13 protein-coding genes and 4 tRNA genes are annotated in these 16,692 nt (G+C 55.1%); all 17 read left to right on the top strand.

All coding sequences use genetic code 11. The features are described from left to right. The first annotated feature begins 193 nt into the window (after positions 1 to 193). Positions 194 to 1,156 carry a bifunctional biotin--[acetyl-CoA-carboxylase] ligase/biotin operon repressor BirA gene (gene birA / locus PQT43_RS20895; protein ID WP_102882403.1) on the top strand — a complete coding sequence of 321 codons (963 nt, stop codon included), beginning with the start codon at positions 194 to 196 and terminating at the stop codon, positions 1,154 to 1,156. 164 nt (positions 1,157 to 1,320) lie between these two features. Then, entirely contained in the window at positions 1,321 to 1,767 is a 447-nt protein-coding gene (locus tag PQT43_RS20890) for a hypothetical protein (RefSeq protein ID WP_102865258.1), read from the top strand. A gap of 141 nt (positions 1,768 to 1,908) precedes the next feature. Beyond that, a tRNA-Tyr gene (locus PQT43_RS20885) sits at positions 1,909 to 1,993 on the top strand. A 24-nt stretch (positions 1,994 to 2,017) separates the two neighbouring features. After that, positions 2,018 to 2,091, top strand: a tRNA-Gly gene (locus PQT43_RS20880). 26 nt (positions 2,092 to 2,117) lie between these two features. Then, a tRNA-Thr gene (locus PQT43_RS20875) sits at positions 2,118 to 2,193 on the top strand. Between the two features lie 84 nt (positions 2,194 to 2,277). Then, positions 2,278 to 3,471 (top strand): elongation factor Tu, encoded by a 1,194-nt coding sequence (tuf, locus tag PQT43_RS20870; protein ID WP_060841339.1) that lies wholly within the window; start codon positions 2,278 to 2,280, stop codon positions 3,469 to 3,471. A gap of 54 nt (positions 3,472 to 3,525) precedes the next feature. Beyond that, positions 3,526 to 3,601 (top strand) — tRNA-Trp (locus tag PQT43_RS20865). 45 nt (positions 3,602 to 3,646) lie between these two features. Then, the gene (secE, locus tag PQT43_RS20860; protein ID WP_047306325.1) at positions 3,647 to 4,015 is read left to right on the top strand and encodes a preprotein translocase subunit SecE; all 369 of its coding nucleotides are present in this window, start codon (positions 3,647 to 3,649) and stop codon (positions 4,013 to 4,015) included. 9 nt (positions 4,016 to 4,024) lie between these two features. Then, entirely contained in the window at positions 4,025 to 4,558 is a 534-nt protein-coding gene (gene nusG / locus PQT43_RS20855; RefSeq protein ID WP_002555501.1) for a transcription termination/antitermination protein NusG, read from the top strand. A gap of 118 nt (positions 4,559 to 4,676) precedes the next feature. Next, positions 4,677 to 5,108, top strand: a complete 432-nt coding sequence (gene rplK / locus PQT43_RS20850) for a 50S ribosomal protein L11 (RefSeq protein WP_003176435.1) — start codon at positions 4,677 to 4,679, stop codon at positions 5,106 to 5,108. After that, positions 5,108 to 5,803, top strand: coding sequence for a 50S ribosomal protein L1 (gene rplA / locus PQT43_RS20845; RefSeq protein ID WP_011063782.1), 696 nt, complete (start codon positions 5,108 to 5,110; stop codon positions 5,801 to 5,803). The genes rplK and rplA overlap by 1 nt, the downstream gene beginning before the upstream one ends. 199 nt (positions 5,804 to 6,002) lie before the next feature. Further along, positions 6,003 to 6,503 (top strand): 50S ribosomal protein L10, encoded by a 501-nt coding sequence (gene rplJ, locus PQT43_RS20840; RefSeq protein WP_016968679.1) that lies wholly within the window; start codon positions 6,003 to 6,005, stop codon positions 6,501 to 6,503. 80 nt (positions 6,504 to 6,583) lie between these two features. Beyond that, entirely contained in the window at positions 6,584 to 6,949 is a 366-nt protein-coding gene (gene rplL, locus PQT43_RS20835) for a 50S ribosomal protein L7/L12 (protein WP_011063780.1), read from the top strand. Between the two features lie 221 nt (positions 6,950 to 7,170). After that, positions 7,171 to 11,244, top strand: coding sequence for a DNA-directed RNA polymerase subunit beta (gene rpoB, locus PQT43_RS20830; RefSeq protein ID WP_016968678.1), 4,074 nt, complete (start codon positions 7,171 to 7,173; stop codon positions 11,242 to 11,244). Positions 11,245 to 11,308: 64 nt separating this feature from the next. Then, positions 11,309 to 15,508: a DNA-directed RNA polymerase subunit beta' gene (gene rpoC / locus PQT43_RS20825; protein WP_102865259.1), complete on the top strand. Its 4,200-nt coding sequence runs from the start codon at positions 11,309 to 11,311 to the stop codon at positions 15,506 to 15,508. A gap of 201 nt (positions 15,509 to 15,709) precedes the next feature. Beyond that, positions 15,710 to 16,081, top strand: coding sequence for a 30S ribosomal protein S12 (gene rpsL, locus PQT43_RS20820; protein ID WP_003186084.1), 372 nt, complete (start codon positions 15,710 to 15,712; stop codon positions 16,079 to 16,081). 111 nt (positions 16,082 to 16,192) lie between these two features. Next, positions 16,193 to 16,663, top strand: coding sequence for a 30S ribosomal protein S7 (rpsG, locus tag PQT43_RS20815; protein ID WP_007925959.1), 471 nt, complete (start codon positions 16,193 to 16,195; stop codon positions 16,661 to 16,663). The last annotated feature ends 29 nt before the right edge of the window (positions 16,664 to 16,692 follow it).

The raw sequence follows: 16,692 nt of genomic DNA, 5'->3' as shown, positions 1-16,692 counted from the left end.
ATGTGAGAGTAGGTCATCGTCAAGATTAAATTCCGAAACCCCAATTGCGAAAGCAATTGGGGTTTTGTTTTTGCGCGGAGAAAAGTCGATTTGATTTTTATCTGCCCGATCGACTTGCTCGCCGGGTGGTGTTTTCTATGCAATGGTTTTGGGCATGGCTATCATGCCGGGCTCATTGTGAGGCGGATACTGCATGTCGACGTTGTTAGAGCTTCTAAAGGATGGGCGATTTCACTCGGGCCAGGCGCTCGGAGAGGTGCTGGGTGTTAGTCGTAGTGCTATATGGAAGCAGTTACAGCTTCTTGAGGCGGAATTAGGGCTTGTCATCCATAAGGTGCGAGGTCGTGGATATCAGTTGGCCACACCAATCACTTTGTTGAGCAGCGCGGAGATAAGTCGGTGCTCTTCTCCCAGCAGTGCTTGGGACGTTCGAATTTTTGATTCTATCGACTCCACAAATGCTGAGGCGCTGCGATCCATCGAGGGGGGGGCTGTGGCTCCTTTTCTTGTGCTAGCTGAGCGTCAGACCGCGGGGCGTGGCCGGCGTGGACGCAAGTGGATAAGTCCTTTTGCCGAGAATATCTATTACAGCCTGGTCTTGCGCATAGATGGAGGTCTCCGGCAACTGGAGGGTCTCAGTTTGGTCGTAGGGTTGGCGGTTATGCATACCCTTCGTGAGTATGGAATCCCAAGGGCGGGTTTGAAGTGGCCAAACGACGTTTTGGTTGGTCAGAAGAAGGTCGCGGGAATACTTTTGGAACTGGTGGGCGATCCTGCGGACGTGTGTCATGTGGTCCTGGGGGTTGGGATTAATGTGAATATGCAGAGCGCCGAGGGGGTTGATCAGGAGTGGACCTCGATAAGGTTGGAGTCTGGCCAGGTTACTGATCGCAATCAGCTGGTTGCTCGATTGAGTGAGACCCTTGTAGCTTATCTTGAGCGTCATCGATTGGATGGTTTCTCCGCTATCCAGGACGAGTGGGAGCAAGGTCATCTCTGGCAGGGGCGCGAAGTGTCTCTGATTGCGGGGGTCAATAAGATCGATGGTGTCGTGCTGGGTATTGATCGCCAAGGGGCGTTGCGGTTGAGCGTTGAAGGTGAAGAGAAAACTTATAGTGGTGGGGAGCTCAGTCTAAGGTTGCGTGACGATCCTTGAGTTTTGCTGCGAAACACCATGAAGTGTGCCCGCGCTACCTTAGGCTAGTAGGTGGGGAGGCTTGTATAGCTGCTCTGGGCGTTGTGTTGGTTTCGCAGGATCAGTTTGTTCGTGATTTGTGTTTTTCGAGTTGACTAAGGCTTGTCTTTCGTCTCGAGGTATTTATGCGCTGGCTGTTTCTGTTGTTACTGGTCCTCAATGGTTTCTATTACATCTGGCATCAGCAGGAAGCACCTCTTCGTGCGAAAGAGGTTATGCCTCTCTCGCTCTATCGAGGCTCTCAGCAAGATATTCGCTTGTTGAGTGAGTCTGCAGATTCGGTCGAGCGGAGGGATAAGGGGAGGGTTGGAGAGGTTGATGCAAGCTGTCTCTATCTAGGGGGCTTTGCTCGTCGAGATATGGCTCAGATGCTTGAGCAGCGGCTTATAGGGCTGGGGGCGGATGTCAGGCTACTGTCCTTGAGTGTTCCTGGATCTTCTGGTTTCTGGTTGCGTGTGGCTCCTGAGAGCAAGCATTTGCTGGATGATCTACAGCTGCAGAACCTTGCTAAGGAATTCAATGAGTTAAAACATAAAATAATGCCTTGTGAGGGGCTTGCAACTGTCGAATAGGTTGCATAGAATGGCGCCCGCTCCGCAGTGAAGACCTTTGAGGTTAAAGCAGCAGAGCTAAGTCAACGCAGCTAACCTCAAGATTTTATTGAGAAAATGCTTGACAGAAAGGTAGCGTAGTGTAAAATGCTGCCTCGCTTAGGAGGGGTTCCCGAGCGGCCAAAGGGATCAGACTGTAAATCTGACGTCTACGACTTCGAAGGTTCGAATCCTTCCCCCTCCACCAGATTTAGCGAGAGCTGCAGGCTCCGCGGGTATAGTTTAGTGGTAGAACCTCAGCCTTCCAAGCTGATGATGCGGGTTCGATTCCCGCTACCCGCTCCAAGTTTGCAGGTTTTGCAAAGTGTTACGCTCTTGTAGCTCAGTTGGTAGAGCACACCCTTGGTAAGGGTGAGGTCAGCGGTTCAAATCCGCTCAAGAGCTCCATATAACAAGGCAGATATGAAAATATCTGCCTTTGTTTTAATGGCTTGTGTGACTTGCTCAATTCTTCTCCTAGGGGTGATTTCGATGGCTAAGGAAAAGTTCGAACGTAATAAGCCGCACGTTAACGTAGGTACTATCGGTCACGTTGACCACGGTAAGACCACTCTGACTGCTGCTCTGACTCGCGTTTGTTCCGAGGTTTTCGGTTCGGCTCGTGTTGACTTCGACAAGATCGACAGTGCCCCAGAAGAAAAAGCTCGTGGTATCACCATCAACACTGCACACGTAGAGTACGATTCGCACATTCGTCACTACGCGCACGTTGACTGCCCAGGTCACGCCGACTACGTCAAAAACATGATCACTGGTGCTGCCCAGATGGACGGCGCGATCCTGGTTTGCTCGGCTGCCGATGGTCCGATGCCGCAAACTCGTGAGCACATCCTGCTGTCCCGTCAGGTAGGCGTTCCGTACATCGTTGTCTTCCTGAATAAGGCGGACATGGTCGACGACGCTGAGCTGTTGGAGCTGGTTGAGATGGAGGTGCGCGACCTGCTGAGCACTTACGACTTCCCAGGTGACGACACTCCGATCATCATCGGTTCGGCTCTGATGGCCCTGAACGGCCAAGACGACAACGAAATGGGTACCACCGCTGTTAAGCGTCTGGTAGAAACTCTGGACACTTACATTCCAGAGCCAGAGCGTGCAATCGACAAGCCGTTCCTGATGCCAATCGAAGACGTATTCTCGATCTCCGGTCGTGGCACCGTGGTAACTGGCCGTGTTGAGCGTGGTATCGTTCGCATTCAGGAAGAAGTTGAGATCGTTGGTCTGCGCGATACTCAGAAGACTACCTGCACCGGTGTTGAAATGTTCCGCAAGCTGCTCGACGAAGGTCGTGCTGGCGAGAACTGCGGCGTTCTGCTGCGTGGTACCAAGCGTGACGACGTTGAGCGTGGTCAGGTTCTGGTTAAGCCAGGCACCGTTAAGCCGCACACCAAGTTCACCGCTGAAGTTTATGTTCTGAGCAAAGAAGAAGGCGGCCGTCATACTCCGTTCTTCAAAGGCTACCGTCCACAGTTCTACTTCCGTACTACTGACGTGACCGGTAACTGCGAGCTGCCAGAAGGCGTTGAAATGGTAATGCCAGGTGACAACATCCAGATGACTGTCACTCTGATCAAAACCATCGCGATGGAAGATGGTCTGCGTTTCGCTATCCGTGAAGGCGGTCGTACCGTCGGCGCCGGCGTCGTTGCCAAAGTCATCGAATAAGTTCTTGAAATATCTCCATCGGGCCGACATAATGGTCGGCCTGATTTTGTTTTTAGGTCAGTAGCTCAATTGGCAGAGCGACGGTCTCCAAAACCGTAGGTTGGGGGTTCGATTCCCTCCTGACCTGCCAGATTCACTCAATGTGTCTGGCTTTCTTTTCACAGGATCTTCATAGATGACTCCTAAGGCTGAAGCTCAAGGCTCTCGCTTCGATCTGCTCAAGTGGCTCGTTGTGGTTGCTTTGGTGATTGTTGGTGTTGTTGGCAATCAGTACTATTCTGCTTCGCCGATCCTGTACCGCGTATTGGCGCTGCTTGCCATTGCCGCAGTTGCTGCCTTCATTGGTCTGCAAACTGCCAAGGGCAAGTCGTTCTTCGTGTTGGTTAAGGAAGCGCGCACTGAGATTCGTAAAGTCGTATGGCCAACTCGCCAAGAGACCACGCAGACCACGCTTATTGTAGTGGCTGTGGTTCTGGTCATGGCGTTGCTGTTGTGGGGGCTAGATTCCCTGCTTGGCTGGCTTGTTTCCTTGATTGTTGGCTAAGGGTGTCCCGTGGCTAAGCGTTGGTACGTTGTGCATGCTTACTCGGGTTACGAGAAGCATGTAATGCGCTCGTTGATCGAGCGTGTAAAGCTGGCTGGCATGGAAGATGGCTTCGGCGAGATTCTGGTCCCCACTGAAGAAGTGGTTGAGATGCGCAATGGCCAGAAGCGCAAAAGCGAACGCAAGTTCTTTCCAGGCTATGTGCTGGTTCAAATGGACATGAATGAGGGTACTTGGCACTTGGTCAAGGACACTCCTCGTGTCATGGGTTTCATTGGTGGTACTGCTGATAAGCCAGCGCCTATCACTGATAAAGAGGCGGAAGCAATTCTGCGTCGCGTTGCTGATGGCAGCGATAAGCCCAAGCCTAAGACACTGTTCGAGCCAGGTGAGGTGGTCCGTGTTACTGACGGCCCATTCGCAGACTTTAACGGTACGGTCGAAGAAGTTAACTACGAAAAGAGCCGGATCCAAGTGGCGGTGCTCATTTTCGGTCGCTCTACTCCGGTAGAGCTAGAGTTCAGTCAGGTCGAGAAGGCCTAACTGGATGAGAATCCCATACCCCGCAGCCTTAGGCTGTGGGGTTTTTTCGTCACTGGGATAAACGCGCAAGTAACCGGGGAGCCTTTCTAGGCGTCTGAACCCGTAATTGGAGTGCCTCATGGCTAAGAAGATTACTGCTTACATCAAGCTGCAAGTTAAGGCCGCTCAGGCCAACCCAAGCCCGCCCGTTGGTCCAGCTCTGGGTCAGCACGGCGTGAACATCATGGAATTCTGCAAGGCTTTCAACGCCCGTACTCAGGGTCTTGAACCAGGTCTGCCGACTCCTGTGATCATCACTGTTTACAGTGACCGCAGCTTCACTTTCGAAACTAAGAGCACCCCTGCTTCGGTTCTGCTGAAGAAAGCTGCTGGCCTGACCAGCGGTTCCGCTCGTCCGAACACCGTTAAGGTTGGCACTGTTACCCGTGCTCAGCTGGAAGAAATCGCGAAAACCAAAAACGCGGATCTGACTGCAGCTGATATGGATGCAGCCGTGCGTACTATCGCCGGTTCTGCTCGTAGCATGGGCCTTAACGTGGAGGGTGTGTAATGGCTAAGCTGACCAAGCGCCAAAAGGCTATCGCCGGCAAGATTGAAGCAGGCAAGGCCTACAACTTCGTAGAAGCCGCCGCTCTCCTGACCGAGCTGTCGACCGTTAAGTTCAGCGAGTCCGTAGACGTAGCTGTGAACCTGGGCGTAGACCCACGTAAATCTGACCAGGTTGTTCGTAGCGCTACCGTGCTGCCACACGGCACTGGCAAGACTGTACGTGTTGCTGTGTTTACTCAGGGTCCAGCTGCTGAAGCTGCTCTGGCTGCCGGTGCAGACCGCGTAGGTATGGATGATCTGGCTGCCGAAATGAAAGGCGGCGACCTGAACTATGACGTAGTTATTGCTTCTCCGGATGCAATGCGCGTTGTAGGCCAGCTGGGTCAGGTTCTGGGTCCTCGTGGCCTGATGCCTAACCCGAAAGTCGGCACTGTAACCCCAGACGTGGCCTCGGCAGTTAAGAACGCCAAGGCTGGTCAGGTTCGCTACCGCACCGACAAAAACGGCATTATCCACACCTCCGTTGGCAAGGTCGGCTTCGACGCCGTCAAGCTGAAGGAAAACGTTGAAGCCCTGATCGCTGACCTGAAGCGTATCAAGCCAGCTTCTTCGAAAGGTATCTACGTCAAGCGCGTTACCCTGAGCACCACCATGGGTCCAGGTTTGGTCATCGACCAAGGCTCGCTGGACGTATAAGACACAGGCTGGCACAAGCGATTGTGCCAGTTGAAAAAATTGGGGTCCCTGCCTGGCGGGGGCTATCCAAGACCGTAGGCGACGCAAGTCTTAAACCTCAAGCCTACGCAGATGGTGCTCCCGGTTCCTTACCGAATCAGACACCAAAACGACATCCAGCCTAGGTTGGATGAAACGGTAACAAGCAGGAGTTAAACCCGTGGCAATTAAACTCGAAGACAAGAAGGCCATCGTCGCTGAAGTCAACGAGGCTGCCAAAGTCGCTCTGTCTGCTGTTGTGGCTGATGCCCGCGGTGTGACAGTAGGCGCAATGACCGGACTCCGTAAAGAGGCCCGCGAAGCTGGTGTTTACGTACGTGTTGTACGTAACACCCTGCTCAAGCGCGCTGTTGAAGGCACTCAATATGACGTGCTCAACGACGCGTTCGTCGGCCCTACCCTGATTGCATTCTCCAAGGAACATCCGGGCGCTGCTGCTCGTATTTTCAAAGAGTTCGCAAAGGGTCAGGACAAGTTCGAGATCAAGGCAGCTGCGTTCGAGGGCAAGTACCTCGCAGCAAACGAGATCGACGTGTTGGCTTCGCTGCCAACTCGCGACGAAGCTATTGCGAAGCTGATGAGCGTGATTCAAGGCGCTACCAGCAAGCTGGCTCGTACTCTGGCGGCTATTCGCGACCAGAAAGAAGCTGCTGCTGCCTAAGGCACCGCAAGCCCTTTCAAAATCATATGTTTAATTTGATGGCTGCGTAGGCTGTCACCCCAATACAGGAATTTATAGTCATGTCTCTGACTAACGAGCAAATCATCGAAGCAATCGGCCAGAAAACCGTTCTGGAAGTTGTTGAGCTGATCAAAGCAATGGAAGAAACCTTCGGCGTTACCGCTGCTGTTGCCGCTGCTGGCCCAGCTGCTGCTGCCGCTGTTGTTGAAGAGCAAACTGAATTCAACGTCATGCTGACCGAAGCTGGCGAGAAGAAAGTTAACGTGATCAAGGCTGTACGTGAACTGACCGGTCTGGGCCTGAAAGAAGCCAAGGCTGTAGTTGACGGCGCTCCTGCCATGGTTCTGGAAGCTGTTGCTAAAGAAGCAGCTGACAAAGCCAAAGCAGCTCTGGAAGAAGCAGGCGCTAAAGTCGAGCTCAAGTAAGCATCGACTTTGTGTCTCCAGCCCAAGCGTTAAGCGAACGGCTGATGGCTGGTGGCTTTTGCCACCGGCCTTTTTCCGTTATTGGCGGCCGACTGGGTCGGTGCCTTTAACGTGCTGTAACCCACCCTGTGCGGTGGCGCAAACCAAAGGGTTTGCACGATTTTCTGGCTGCTCCCGTCGGGAGAAGCCGAATAAGCAGGTGACCAAGCTGGGGAACGCTGATGGCTTACTCATATACTGAGAAAAAACGTATCCGCAAGGACTTTAGCAAGTTGCCGGACGTCATGGATGTGCCGTACCTCCTGGCCATCCAGCTGGATTCGTATCGTGAATTCTTGCAAGCGGGAGCGACTAAAGATCAGTTCCGCGACGTGGGCCTGCATGCGGCCTTCAAATCCGTTTTCCCGATCATCAGCTACTCCGGCAATGCTGCGTTGGAGTATGTCGGTTATCGCCTGGGCGAACCGGCGTTTGATGTTAAAGAATGCGTGTTGCGTGGTGTGACTTACGCCGTACCTTTGCGGGTAAAAGTTCGTCTGATCATTTTCGACAAAGAATCGTCGAACAAAGCGATCAAGGACATCAAAGAGCAAGAAGTCTACATGGGTGAAATCCCCCTGATGACTGAGAACGGTACCTTCGTAATCAACGGTACCGAGCGTGTAATCGTTTCCCAGCTGCACCGTTCCCCTGGCGTATTCTTCGACCACGACCGTGGCAAGACGCACAGCTCCGGTAAGCTGCTGTACTCCGCGCGGATCATTCCTTACCGCGGTTCGTGGCTGGACTTCGAGTTCGACCCGAAAGACTGCGTGTTCGTCCGTATCGACCGTCGCCGCAAGCTGCCTGCGTCGGTTCTGCTGCGCGCGCTGGGTTACACCACTGAAGAAGTGCTGGATGCTTTCTACACCACCAACGTATTCCACGTGAAAGGCGAGAGCCTGAGCCTGGAGCTGGTGCCTCAGCGCCTGCGTGGTGAAATTGCCGTTCTGGACATCCAGGATGACAAGGGCAAGGTTATTGTCGAGCAGGGTCGTCGTATCACCGCTCGCCACATCAACCAGCTGGAAAAAGCCGGTATCAAAGAGCTGGATGTACCTCTGGACTACGTCCTGGGGCGTACCACCGCCAAGGCTATCGTGCACCCGGCTACCGGTGAAATCCTGGCAGAGTGCAACACCGAGCTGAACACCGAGATCCTGGCAAAAATCGCCAAGGCCCAGGTTGTTCGCATCGAAACGCTGTACACCAACGACATCGACTGCGGTCCGTTCGTTTCTGACACTCTGAAGATCGACTCCACCAGCAACCAATTGGAAGCGCTGGTCGAGATCTATCGCATGATGCGTCCTGGCGAGCCGCCAACCAAAGATGCTGCCGAGACTCTGTTCAACAACCTGTTCTTCAGCCCTGAGCGCTATGACCTCTCCGCCGTTGGCCGGATGAAGTTCAACCGTCGTATCGGTCGTACCGAGATCGAAGGTTCGGGCGTCCTGTGCAAAGAAGACATCGTTGCCGTACTGAAGACTCTGGTCGACATCCGTAACGGTAAAGGCATCGTCGACGACATCGACCACCTGGGTAACCGTCGTGTTCGTTGCGTAGGCGAAATGGCCGAGAACCAGTTCCGCGTTGGCCTGGTGCGTGTAGAGCGTGCGGTCAAAGAGCGTCTGTCGATGGCCGAAAGCGAAGGCCTGATGCCGCAAGACCTGATCAATGCCAAGCCAGTGGCTGCGGCAGTGAAAGAGTTCTTCGGTTCCAGCCAGCTGTCGCAGTTCATGGACCAGAACAACCCGCTCTCCGAGATCACCCACAAGCGTCGTGTCTCCGCACTCGGCCCAGGTGGTCTGACTCGTGAGCGTGCAGGCTTCGAAGTTCGTGACGTGCACCCGACTCACTACGGTCGTGTATGCCCGATCGAAACGCCGGAAGGTCCGAACATCGGTCTGATCAACTCCCTGGCGGCCTATGCGCGCACCAACCAGTACGGCTTCCTTGAGAGCCCGTACCGTGTGGTGAAAGACGCTCTGGTCACTGACGAGATCGTGTTCTTGTCCGCCATCGAAGAGGCCGATCACGTGATCGCCCAGGCTTCGGCGACCATGAACGACAAAGGTCAGCTGATCGATGAGCTGGTGGCTGTTCGTCACTTGAACGAATTCACCGTCAAGGCGCCGGAAGACGTCACCTTGATGGACGTTTCGCCGAAGCAGGTAGTTTCGGTTGCAGCGTCGCTGATTCCGTTCCTCGAGCACGACGACGCCAACCGTGCGTTGATGGGTTCCAACATGCAGCGTCAGGCTGTACCGACCCTGCGTGCTGATAAGCCGCTGGTAGGTACCGGCATGGAGCGCAACGTTGCCCGTGACTCCGGCGTTTGTGTCGTGGCTCGCCGTGGCGGCGTGATCGACTCGGTCGATGCCAGTCGTATCGTGGTTCGTGTTGCGGATGACGAAGTCGAAACTGGCGAAGCCGGTGTCGATATCTACAACCTGACCAAGTACACCCGCTCCAACCAGAACACCTGCATCAACCAGCGTCCGCTGGTGAGAAAAGGTGATCGGGTTCAGCGCAGCGACATCATGGCCGACGGCCCGTCCACCGACATGGGTGAGCTGGCACTGGGTCAGAACATGCGTATCGCGTTCATGGCGTGGAACGGCTTCAACTTCGAAGACTCCATCTGCCTGTCCGAGCGTGTGGTTCAGGAAGACCGCTTCACCACGATCCACATCCAGGAACTGACCTGTGTGGCCCGTGACACCAAGCTTGGCCCAGAGGAAATCACTGCGGACATCCCGAACGTGGGTGAGGCTGCACTGAACAAGCTGGACGAAGCCGGTATCGTTTATGTAGGTGCTGAAGTTGGCGCAGGCGACATCCTGGTCGGTAAGGTCACTCCGAAAGGCGAGACTCAGCTGACTCCGGAAGAGAAGCTGCTGCGCGCGATCTTCGGTGAAAAAGCCAGCGACGTTAAAGACACATCCCTGCGTGTGCCTACTGGTACCAAAGGTACTGTCATTGACGTACAGGTCTTCACTCGTGACGGCGTTGAGCGTGATGCTCGTGCACTGTCCATCGAGAAGAGCCAGCTCGACGAGATCCGCAAGGATCTGAACGAAGAGTTCCGCATCGTTGAAGGCGCAACCTTCGAGCGTCTGCGCTCCGCTCTGGTCGGCCATAAAGCCGAAGGCGGCGCCGGTCTGAAGAAAGGTCAGGAAATCACCGACGAAGTTCTCGACGGTCTTGAGCATGGCCAGTGGTTCAAACTGCGCATGGCTGAAGATGCTCTGAACGAGCAGCTCGAGAAGGCTCAGGCCTACATCGTTGATCGCCGCCGTCTGCTGGACGACAAGTTCGAAGACAAGAAGCGCAAACTGCAGCAGGGCGATGACCTGGCTCCAGGCGTGCTGAAAATCGTCAAGGTCTACCTGGCAATCCGTCGTCGCATTCAGCCGGGCGACAAGATGGCCGGTCGTCACGGTAACAAGGGTGTGGTCTCTGTGATCATGCCGGTTGAAGACATGCCGCACGATGCTAATGGCACCCCGGTCGACGTGGTCCTCAACCCGCTGGGCGTACCTTCGCGTATGAACGTTGGTCAGATTCTCGAAACTCACCTGGGTCTCGCGGCCAAGGGTCTGGGCGAGAAGATCAACCGCATGGTTGAAGAGCAGCGTAAGGTGGCAGAACTGCGCACCTTCCTGGATGAGATCTACAACCAGATCGGTGGTCGTAACGAAGACCTGGACAGCTTCTCCGATCAGGAGATTCTGGATCTGGCGAACAACCTGCGCGGCGGTGTGCCTATGGCCACTCCGGTGTTCGACGGTGCCAAGGAAAGCGAAATCAAGGCCATGCTGAAACTGGCGGACCTGCCAGAGAGCGGCCAGATGCAGCTGACCGACGGCCGTACCGGCAACAAGTTCGAGCGTCCAGTTACCGTTGGCTACATGTACATGCTGAAACTGAACCACTTGGTAGACGACAAGATGCACGCTCGTTCTACCGGTTCGTACAGCCTGGTTACCCAGCAGCCGCTGGGTGGTAAGGCGCAGTTCGGTGGTCAGCGTTTCGGGGAGATGGAGGTCTGGGCACTGGAAGCATACGGTGCTGCATACACTCTGCAAGAAATGCTCACAGTGAAGTCGGACGATGTGAACGGTCGTACCAAGATGTACAAAAACATCGTGGACGGCGATCACCGTATGGAGCCGGGCATGCCCGAGTCCTTCAACGTGTTGATCAAAGAAATTCGTTCCCTCGGCATCGATATCGATCTGGAAACCGAATAACACGTGACGCGAATCGAGAGCGGGGCAGGATTGCCCGCTCTCTGCTCCGCCAGGAGGAAAGGCCTTGAAAGACCTACTGAATTTGCTGAAAAACCAGGGTCAAGTCGAAGAGTTCGACGCCATCCGTATTGGATTGGCCTCGCCTGAGATGATCCGTTCTTGGTCGTTCGGCGAAGTTAAAAAGCCGGAAACCATCAACTACCGTACGTTCAAGCCTGAGCGTGACGGCCTGTTCTGCGCCAAGATCTTTGGCCCGGTAAAGGATTACGAGTGCCTGTGCGGTAAGTACAAGCGCTTGAAGCATCGCGGCGTGATCTGCGAGAAGTGCGGCGTTGAAGTTGCACTGGCCAAGGTTCGTCGTGAGCGCATGGCGCACATCGAACTGGCTTCGCCGGTTGCCCACATCTGGTTCCTGAAGTCGCTGCCGTCCCGTATCGGCCTGCTGATGGACATGACCCTGCGTGATATCGAGCGCGTTCTCTACTTCGAGAGCTACGTTGTTATCGATCCAGGTATGACCACCCTGGAAAAGGGTCAGCTGCTGAACGACGAGCAGTACTTCGAAGCGCTGGAAGAGTTCGGTGATGACTTCGACGCCCGGATGGGTGCCGAGGCTGTCCGCGAGCTGCTGCACGCTATCGACCTGGAGCACGAGATTGGCCGTCTGCGTGAAGAGATTCCGCAAACCAACTCGGAAACCAAGATCAAGAAGCTGTCCAAGCGTCTGAAGTTGATGGAAGCCTTCCAGGGCTCCGGCAACCTGCCAGAGTGGATGGTGTTGACCGTTCTGCCGGTTCTGCCGCCAGATCTGCGTCCACTGGTTCCGCTGGATGGCGGTCGCTTTGCGACTTCCGACCTCAACGACCTGTATCGTCGAGTGATCAACCGTAACAACCGCTTGAAGCGCCTGCTTGATCTGTCCGCTCCGGACATCATCGTGCGCAACGAAAAGCGTATGTTGCAGGAAGCTGTCGACGCTTTGCTCGACAACGGTCGTCGTGGCCGCGCTATTACCGGCTCCAACAAGCGTCCTCTGAAATCCCTGGCTGACATGATCAAGGGTAAACAAGGTCGTTTCCGTCAGAACTTGCTCGGTAAGCGTGTTGACTACTCCGGTCGTTCGGTAATTACCGTAGGCCCGACCCTGCGTCTGCACCAGTGCGGTCTGCCGAAGAAGATGGCTCTCGAGCTGTTCAAGCCGTTCATTTTCGGCAAGCTGGAAATGCGTGGTCTCGCTACCACCATCAAAGCCGCCAAGAAGATGGTCGAGCGCGAGCTGCCGGAAGTTTGGGACGTTCTCGCAGAAGTGATTCGCGAACACCCCGTGCTGCTCAACCGTGCACCGACCCTTCACCGTCTGGGTATCCAGGCGTTTGAACCGGTACTGATCGAAGGTAAGGCTATCCAGCTGCACCCTCTGGTCTGTGCTGCGTACAACGCCGACTTCGACGGCGACCAAATGGCCGTGCACGTGCCGCTGACGCTGGAAGCCCAGCTGGAAGCGCGTGCGTTGATGATGTCGACCAACAACATTCTGTCGCCAGCCAACGGTGAGCCAATCATCGTTCCGTCGCAGGACGTTGTATTGGGTCTGTATTACATGACCCGTGAAGCGATCAACGCCAAGGGCGAAGGTCGTGTGTTCGCCGACCTGCAGGAAGTCGACCGCGTATTCCGCGCCGGCGAAGCAGCTCTGCACGCCAAGATCAAGGTTCGTATCAACGAAACCGTTAACGATCGTGATGGCGGCAGCGTCAGCGCTACCCGTATTGTCGACACCACTGTCGGCCGTGCGCTGCTGTTCCAGGTTGTGCCGAAAGGTCTGTCGTTCGACGTCGTCAACCTGCCGATGAAGAAGAAGGCGATCTCCAAGCTGATCAACCAGTGCTACCGCGTGGTAGGTCTGAAAGAGACCGTGATCTTCGCTGACCAGTTGATGTACACCGGTTTCGCTTACTCGACCATTTCCGGCGTTTCCATCGGTGTTAACGACTTCGTTATCCCGGATGAAAAAGCCCGCATCATCGGTGCTGCCACCGACGAAGTGAAAGAAATCGAGAGCCAGTACGCCTCCGGCCTGGTAACCCAGGGCGAGAAGTACAACAAGGTGATCGACCTTTGGTCGAAAGCCAACGACGAAGTATCCAAGGCGATGATGGCCAACCTCTCGAAAGAGAAAGTCATCGACCGCAATGGCGACGAAGTCGAGCAAGAATCGTTCAACTCGATGTACATGATGGCTGACTCGGGTGCGCGGGGTTCCGCTGCACAGATCCGCCAGCTGGCCGGTATGCGTGGTCTGATGGCCAAGCCGGACGGCTCCATCATCGAAACGCCGATTACTGCGAACTTCCGTGAAGGTCTGAGCGTACTCCAGTACTTCATCTCGACTCACGGTGCTCGTAAAGGTCTGGCGGATACCGCGTTGAAAACTGCGAACTCCGGTTACCTGACTCGTCGTCTGGTAGACGTGGCGCAGGATCTGGTTGTAACCGAGATCGATTGCGGCACCGAACACGGCCTGCTGATGACTCCGCACATTGAAGGCGGTGACGTTGTAGAGCCGCTGGGTGAGCGCGTATTGGGTCGTGTTATCGCCCGTGACGTATTCAAGCCAGGTACCGAGGACGTCATCGTTCCTGCTGGCACTCTGGTAGACGAGAAGTGGGTTGAGTTCATCGAGCTGAACAGCATCGACGAAGTGATCGTGCGTTCGCCGATCAGTTGCGAAACCCGCTACGGCATCTGTGCCAAGTGCTACGGTCGTGACTTGGCTCGCGGCCACCTGGTGAACATTGGTGAAGCGGTAGGCGTAATTGCTGCCCAGTCCATCGGTGAGCCGGGTACCCAGCTGACCATGCGTACGTTCCACATCGGTGGTGCGGCAAGCCGGACCTCGGCAGCGGACAGCGTACAGGTGAAGAATGGCGGTACCGTCCGTCTGCATAACCTGAAGCATGTTGAGCGTGTTGACGGTCACCTGGTAGCTGTATCCCGTTCTGGCGAGCTGGCAATTGCCGACGACTTCGGTCGTGAGCGCGAGCGCTACAAGCTGCCTTACGGTGCTGTGATTTCGGTGAAGGAAGGCGATAAGGTCGACGCTGGTGCCATCGTGGCCAAGTGGGATCCGCACACTCACCCAATCGTTACCGAAATGAAAGGTACCGTGACCTACGTGGGCATGGAAGAAGGCATCACGATCAAGCGTCAGACTGACGAATTGACCGGTATGACCAACATTGAAGTACTTGACGTCAAAGACCGTCCAGCTGCCGGTAAGGACATTCGTCCAGCCGTGAAGATGGTGGGTATGGATGGCAAGGATCTGCTGCTGCCAGGTACTGACGTACCGGCCCAGTACTTCTTGCCGGCTAACGCACTTGTAGGTGTTGCTGACGGTGCGCAGATTGCGATCGGTGATGTTATCGCTCGTATTCCGCAAGAGACTTCGAAGACCCGTGACATCACCGGTGGTCTGCCGCGTGTTGCCGACTTGTTCGAAGCTCGTCGTCCGAAAGAGGCCTCGATTCTGGCTGAAGTCAGCGGCACCATCGCGTTCGGTAAAGAGACCAAAGGCAAGCGCCGCCTGGTCATTACCCCGAACGACGGTAGCGATCCGTATGAGGAGCTGATTCCGAAGTGGCGTCACCTGAACGTCTTCGAAGGCGAACAAGTGAACCGCGGCGAAGTTATCTCCGACGGTCCGAGCGATCCGCACGACATCCTGCGTCTGCTGGGTGTGAGCGCGCTGGCCAAGTACATCGTCAACGAGATCCAGGACGTTTACCGTCTGCAAGGCGTGAAGATCAACGACAAGCACATCGAGACCATCCTGCGTCAGATGTTGCGTAAGGTTGAGATTGCCGAGTCTGGCGACTCCAGCTTCATCAAGGGCGACCAGATGGAACTGACTCACGTACTGGTAGAAAACGAGCGTCTGAGCGCTGAAGACAAGTTCATCTCCAAGTTCACCCGCGTATTGCTGGGTATTACTAAGGCGTCCTTGTCCACTGAGTCGTTCATCTCGGCGGCCTCTTTCCAAGAGACCACTCGTGTACTGACCGAAGCGGCAGTGACCGGCAAGCGTGACTACCTGCGCGGCCTGAAGGAAAACGTGGTTGTGGGTCGTCTGATCCCGGCCGGTACCGGCCTGGCTTACCACAGCGAGCGCAAGCGTCGTCGTGATGCAGACAAGCCTCTGCGCGTAAGCGCGAGTGAAGTCGAAGCAGCACTGACTGAAGCGCTGAACTCCAGCGGTAACTGAGGTCTGCAATAGATTGAGATGGGGCCCCGGTTTTTCCGACTGAGAATCGAGACACTTTTTGTCGAGGTTCGCTGATCGGGGAGCCCGGGGCCTTGCCTTGACTGGGGGCAAGATCCTCTTTAGACTCTTGTACCCCTAAATTTGGTGGAGCTTGTGCTCTGCCATTTTGTTTATGTCGAAAGACAACAGTGGAGCTAGTAGATGGCAACTATCAACCAGCTGGTACGTCAGCCGCGTAAGCGTATCGTCGAGAAATCCGACGTACCTGCGCTGCAGAACTGCCCGCAACGTCGTGGCGTGTGCACTCGCGTGTATACCACTACGCCGAAAAAACCTAACTCGGCACTGCGTAAAGTATGCCGTGTGCGTCTGACCAACGGTTTCGAGGTTTCCTCGTACATCGGTGGTGAAGGCCACAACCTGCAAGAACACAGCGTCGTACTGATTCGTGGCGGCCGTGTAAAAGACTTGCCAGGTGTTCGTTACCACACCGTTCGCGGCTCCCTGGATACCTCCGGCGTTAAAGGTCGTAACCAAGGTCGTTCGAAGTACGGTACCAAGCGTCCGAAGTAATCGGCCGTTTTGCAGTTTTTAATTATATTGAGTCGATAAGAGTAAGGTCGGGCACGCGTCCATTGGATCAACTGTCCCGAGCTAACCTGAAGACCGTTTGAGGGCTTATCAATGCCAAGACGTCGCGTAGCAGCCAAACGTGAGATTCTGGACGATCCGAAATACGGAAGCCAGATCCTCGCCAAGTTCATGAACCACGTAATGGAAAGCGGTAAGAAAGCCGTTGCCGAGCGTATCGTTTATGGCGCGCTGGAAAAAGTTAAAGAGCGCAAGAACAGCGATCCCCTGGAAATCTTCGAGAAAGCTCTCGACGCCATCGCTCCGCTGGTCGAAGTGAAGTCGCGCCGTGTAGGCGGTGCTACTTACCAGGTTCCGGTCGAAGTTCGTCCGTCCCGTCGTAACGCTCTGGCAATGCGCTGGTTGGTAGACTTCGCCCGCAAGCGCGGCGAGAAGTCTATGGCTCTGCGTTTGGCTGGCGAACTGCTGGACGCTGCCGAAGGCAAAGGTGCTGCAGTTAAGAAGCGTGAAGACGTTCACCGTATGGCTGAAGCCAACAAGGCTTTCTCGCACTACCGCTTCTAATCTCAGCATCATTCATTTTGCGAGGGCTT

The sequence above is a fragment of the Pseudomonas sp. BLCC-B112 genome (genome assembly GCF_028550695.1).
Taxonomy (GTDB): domain Bacteria; phylum Pseudomonadota; class Gammaproteobacteria; order Pseudomonadales; family Pseudomonadaceae; genus Aquipseudomonas; species Aquipseudomonas danubii.
This window is presented reverse-complemented; position numbering and strand designations above follow the sequence as displayed.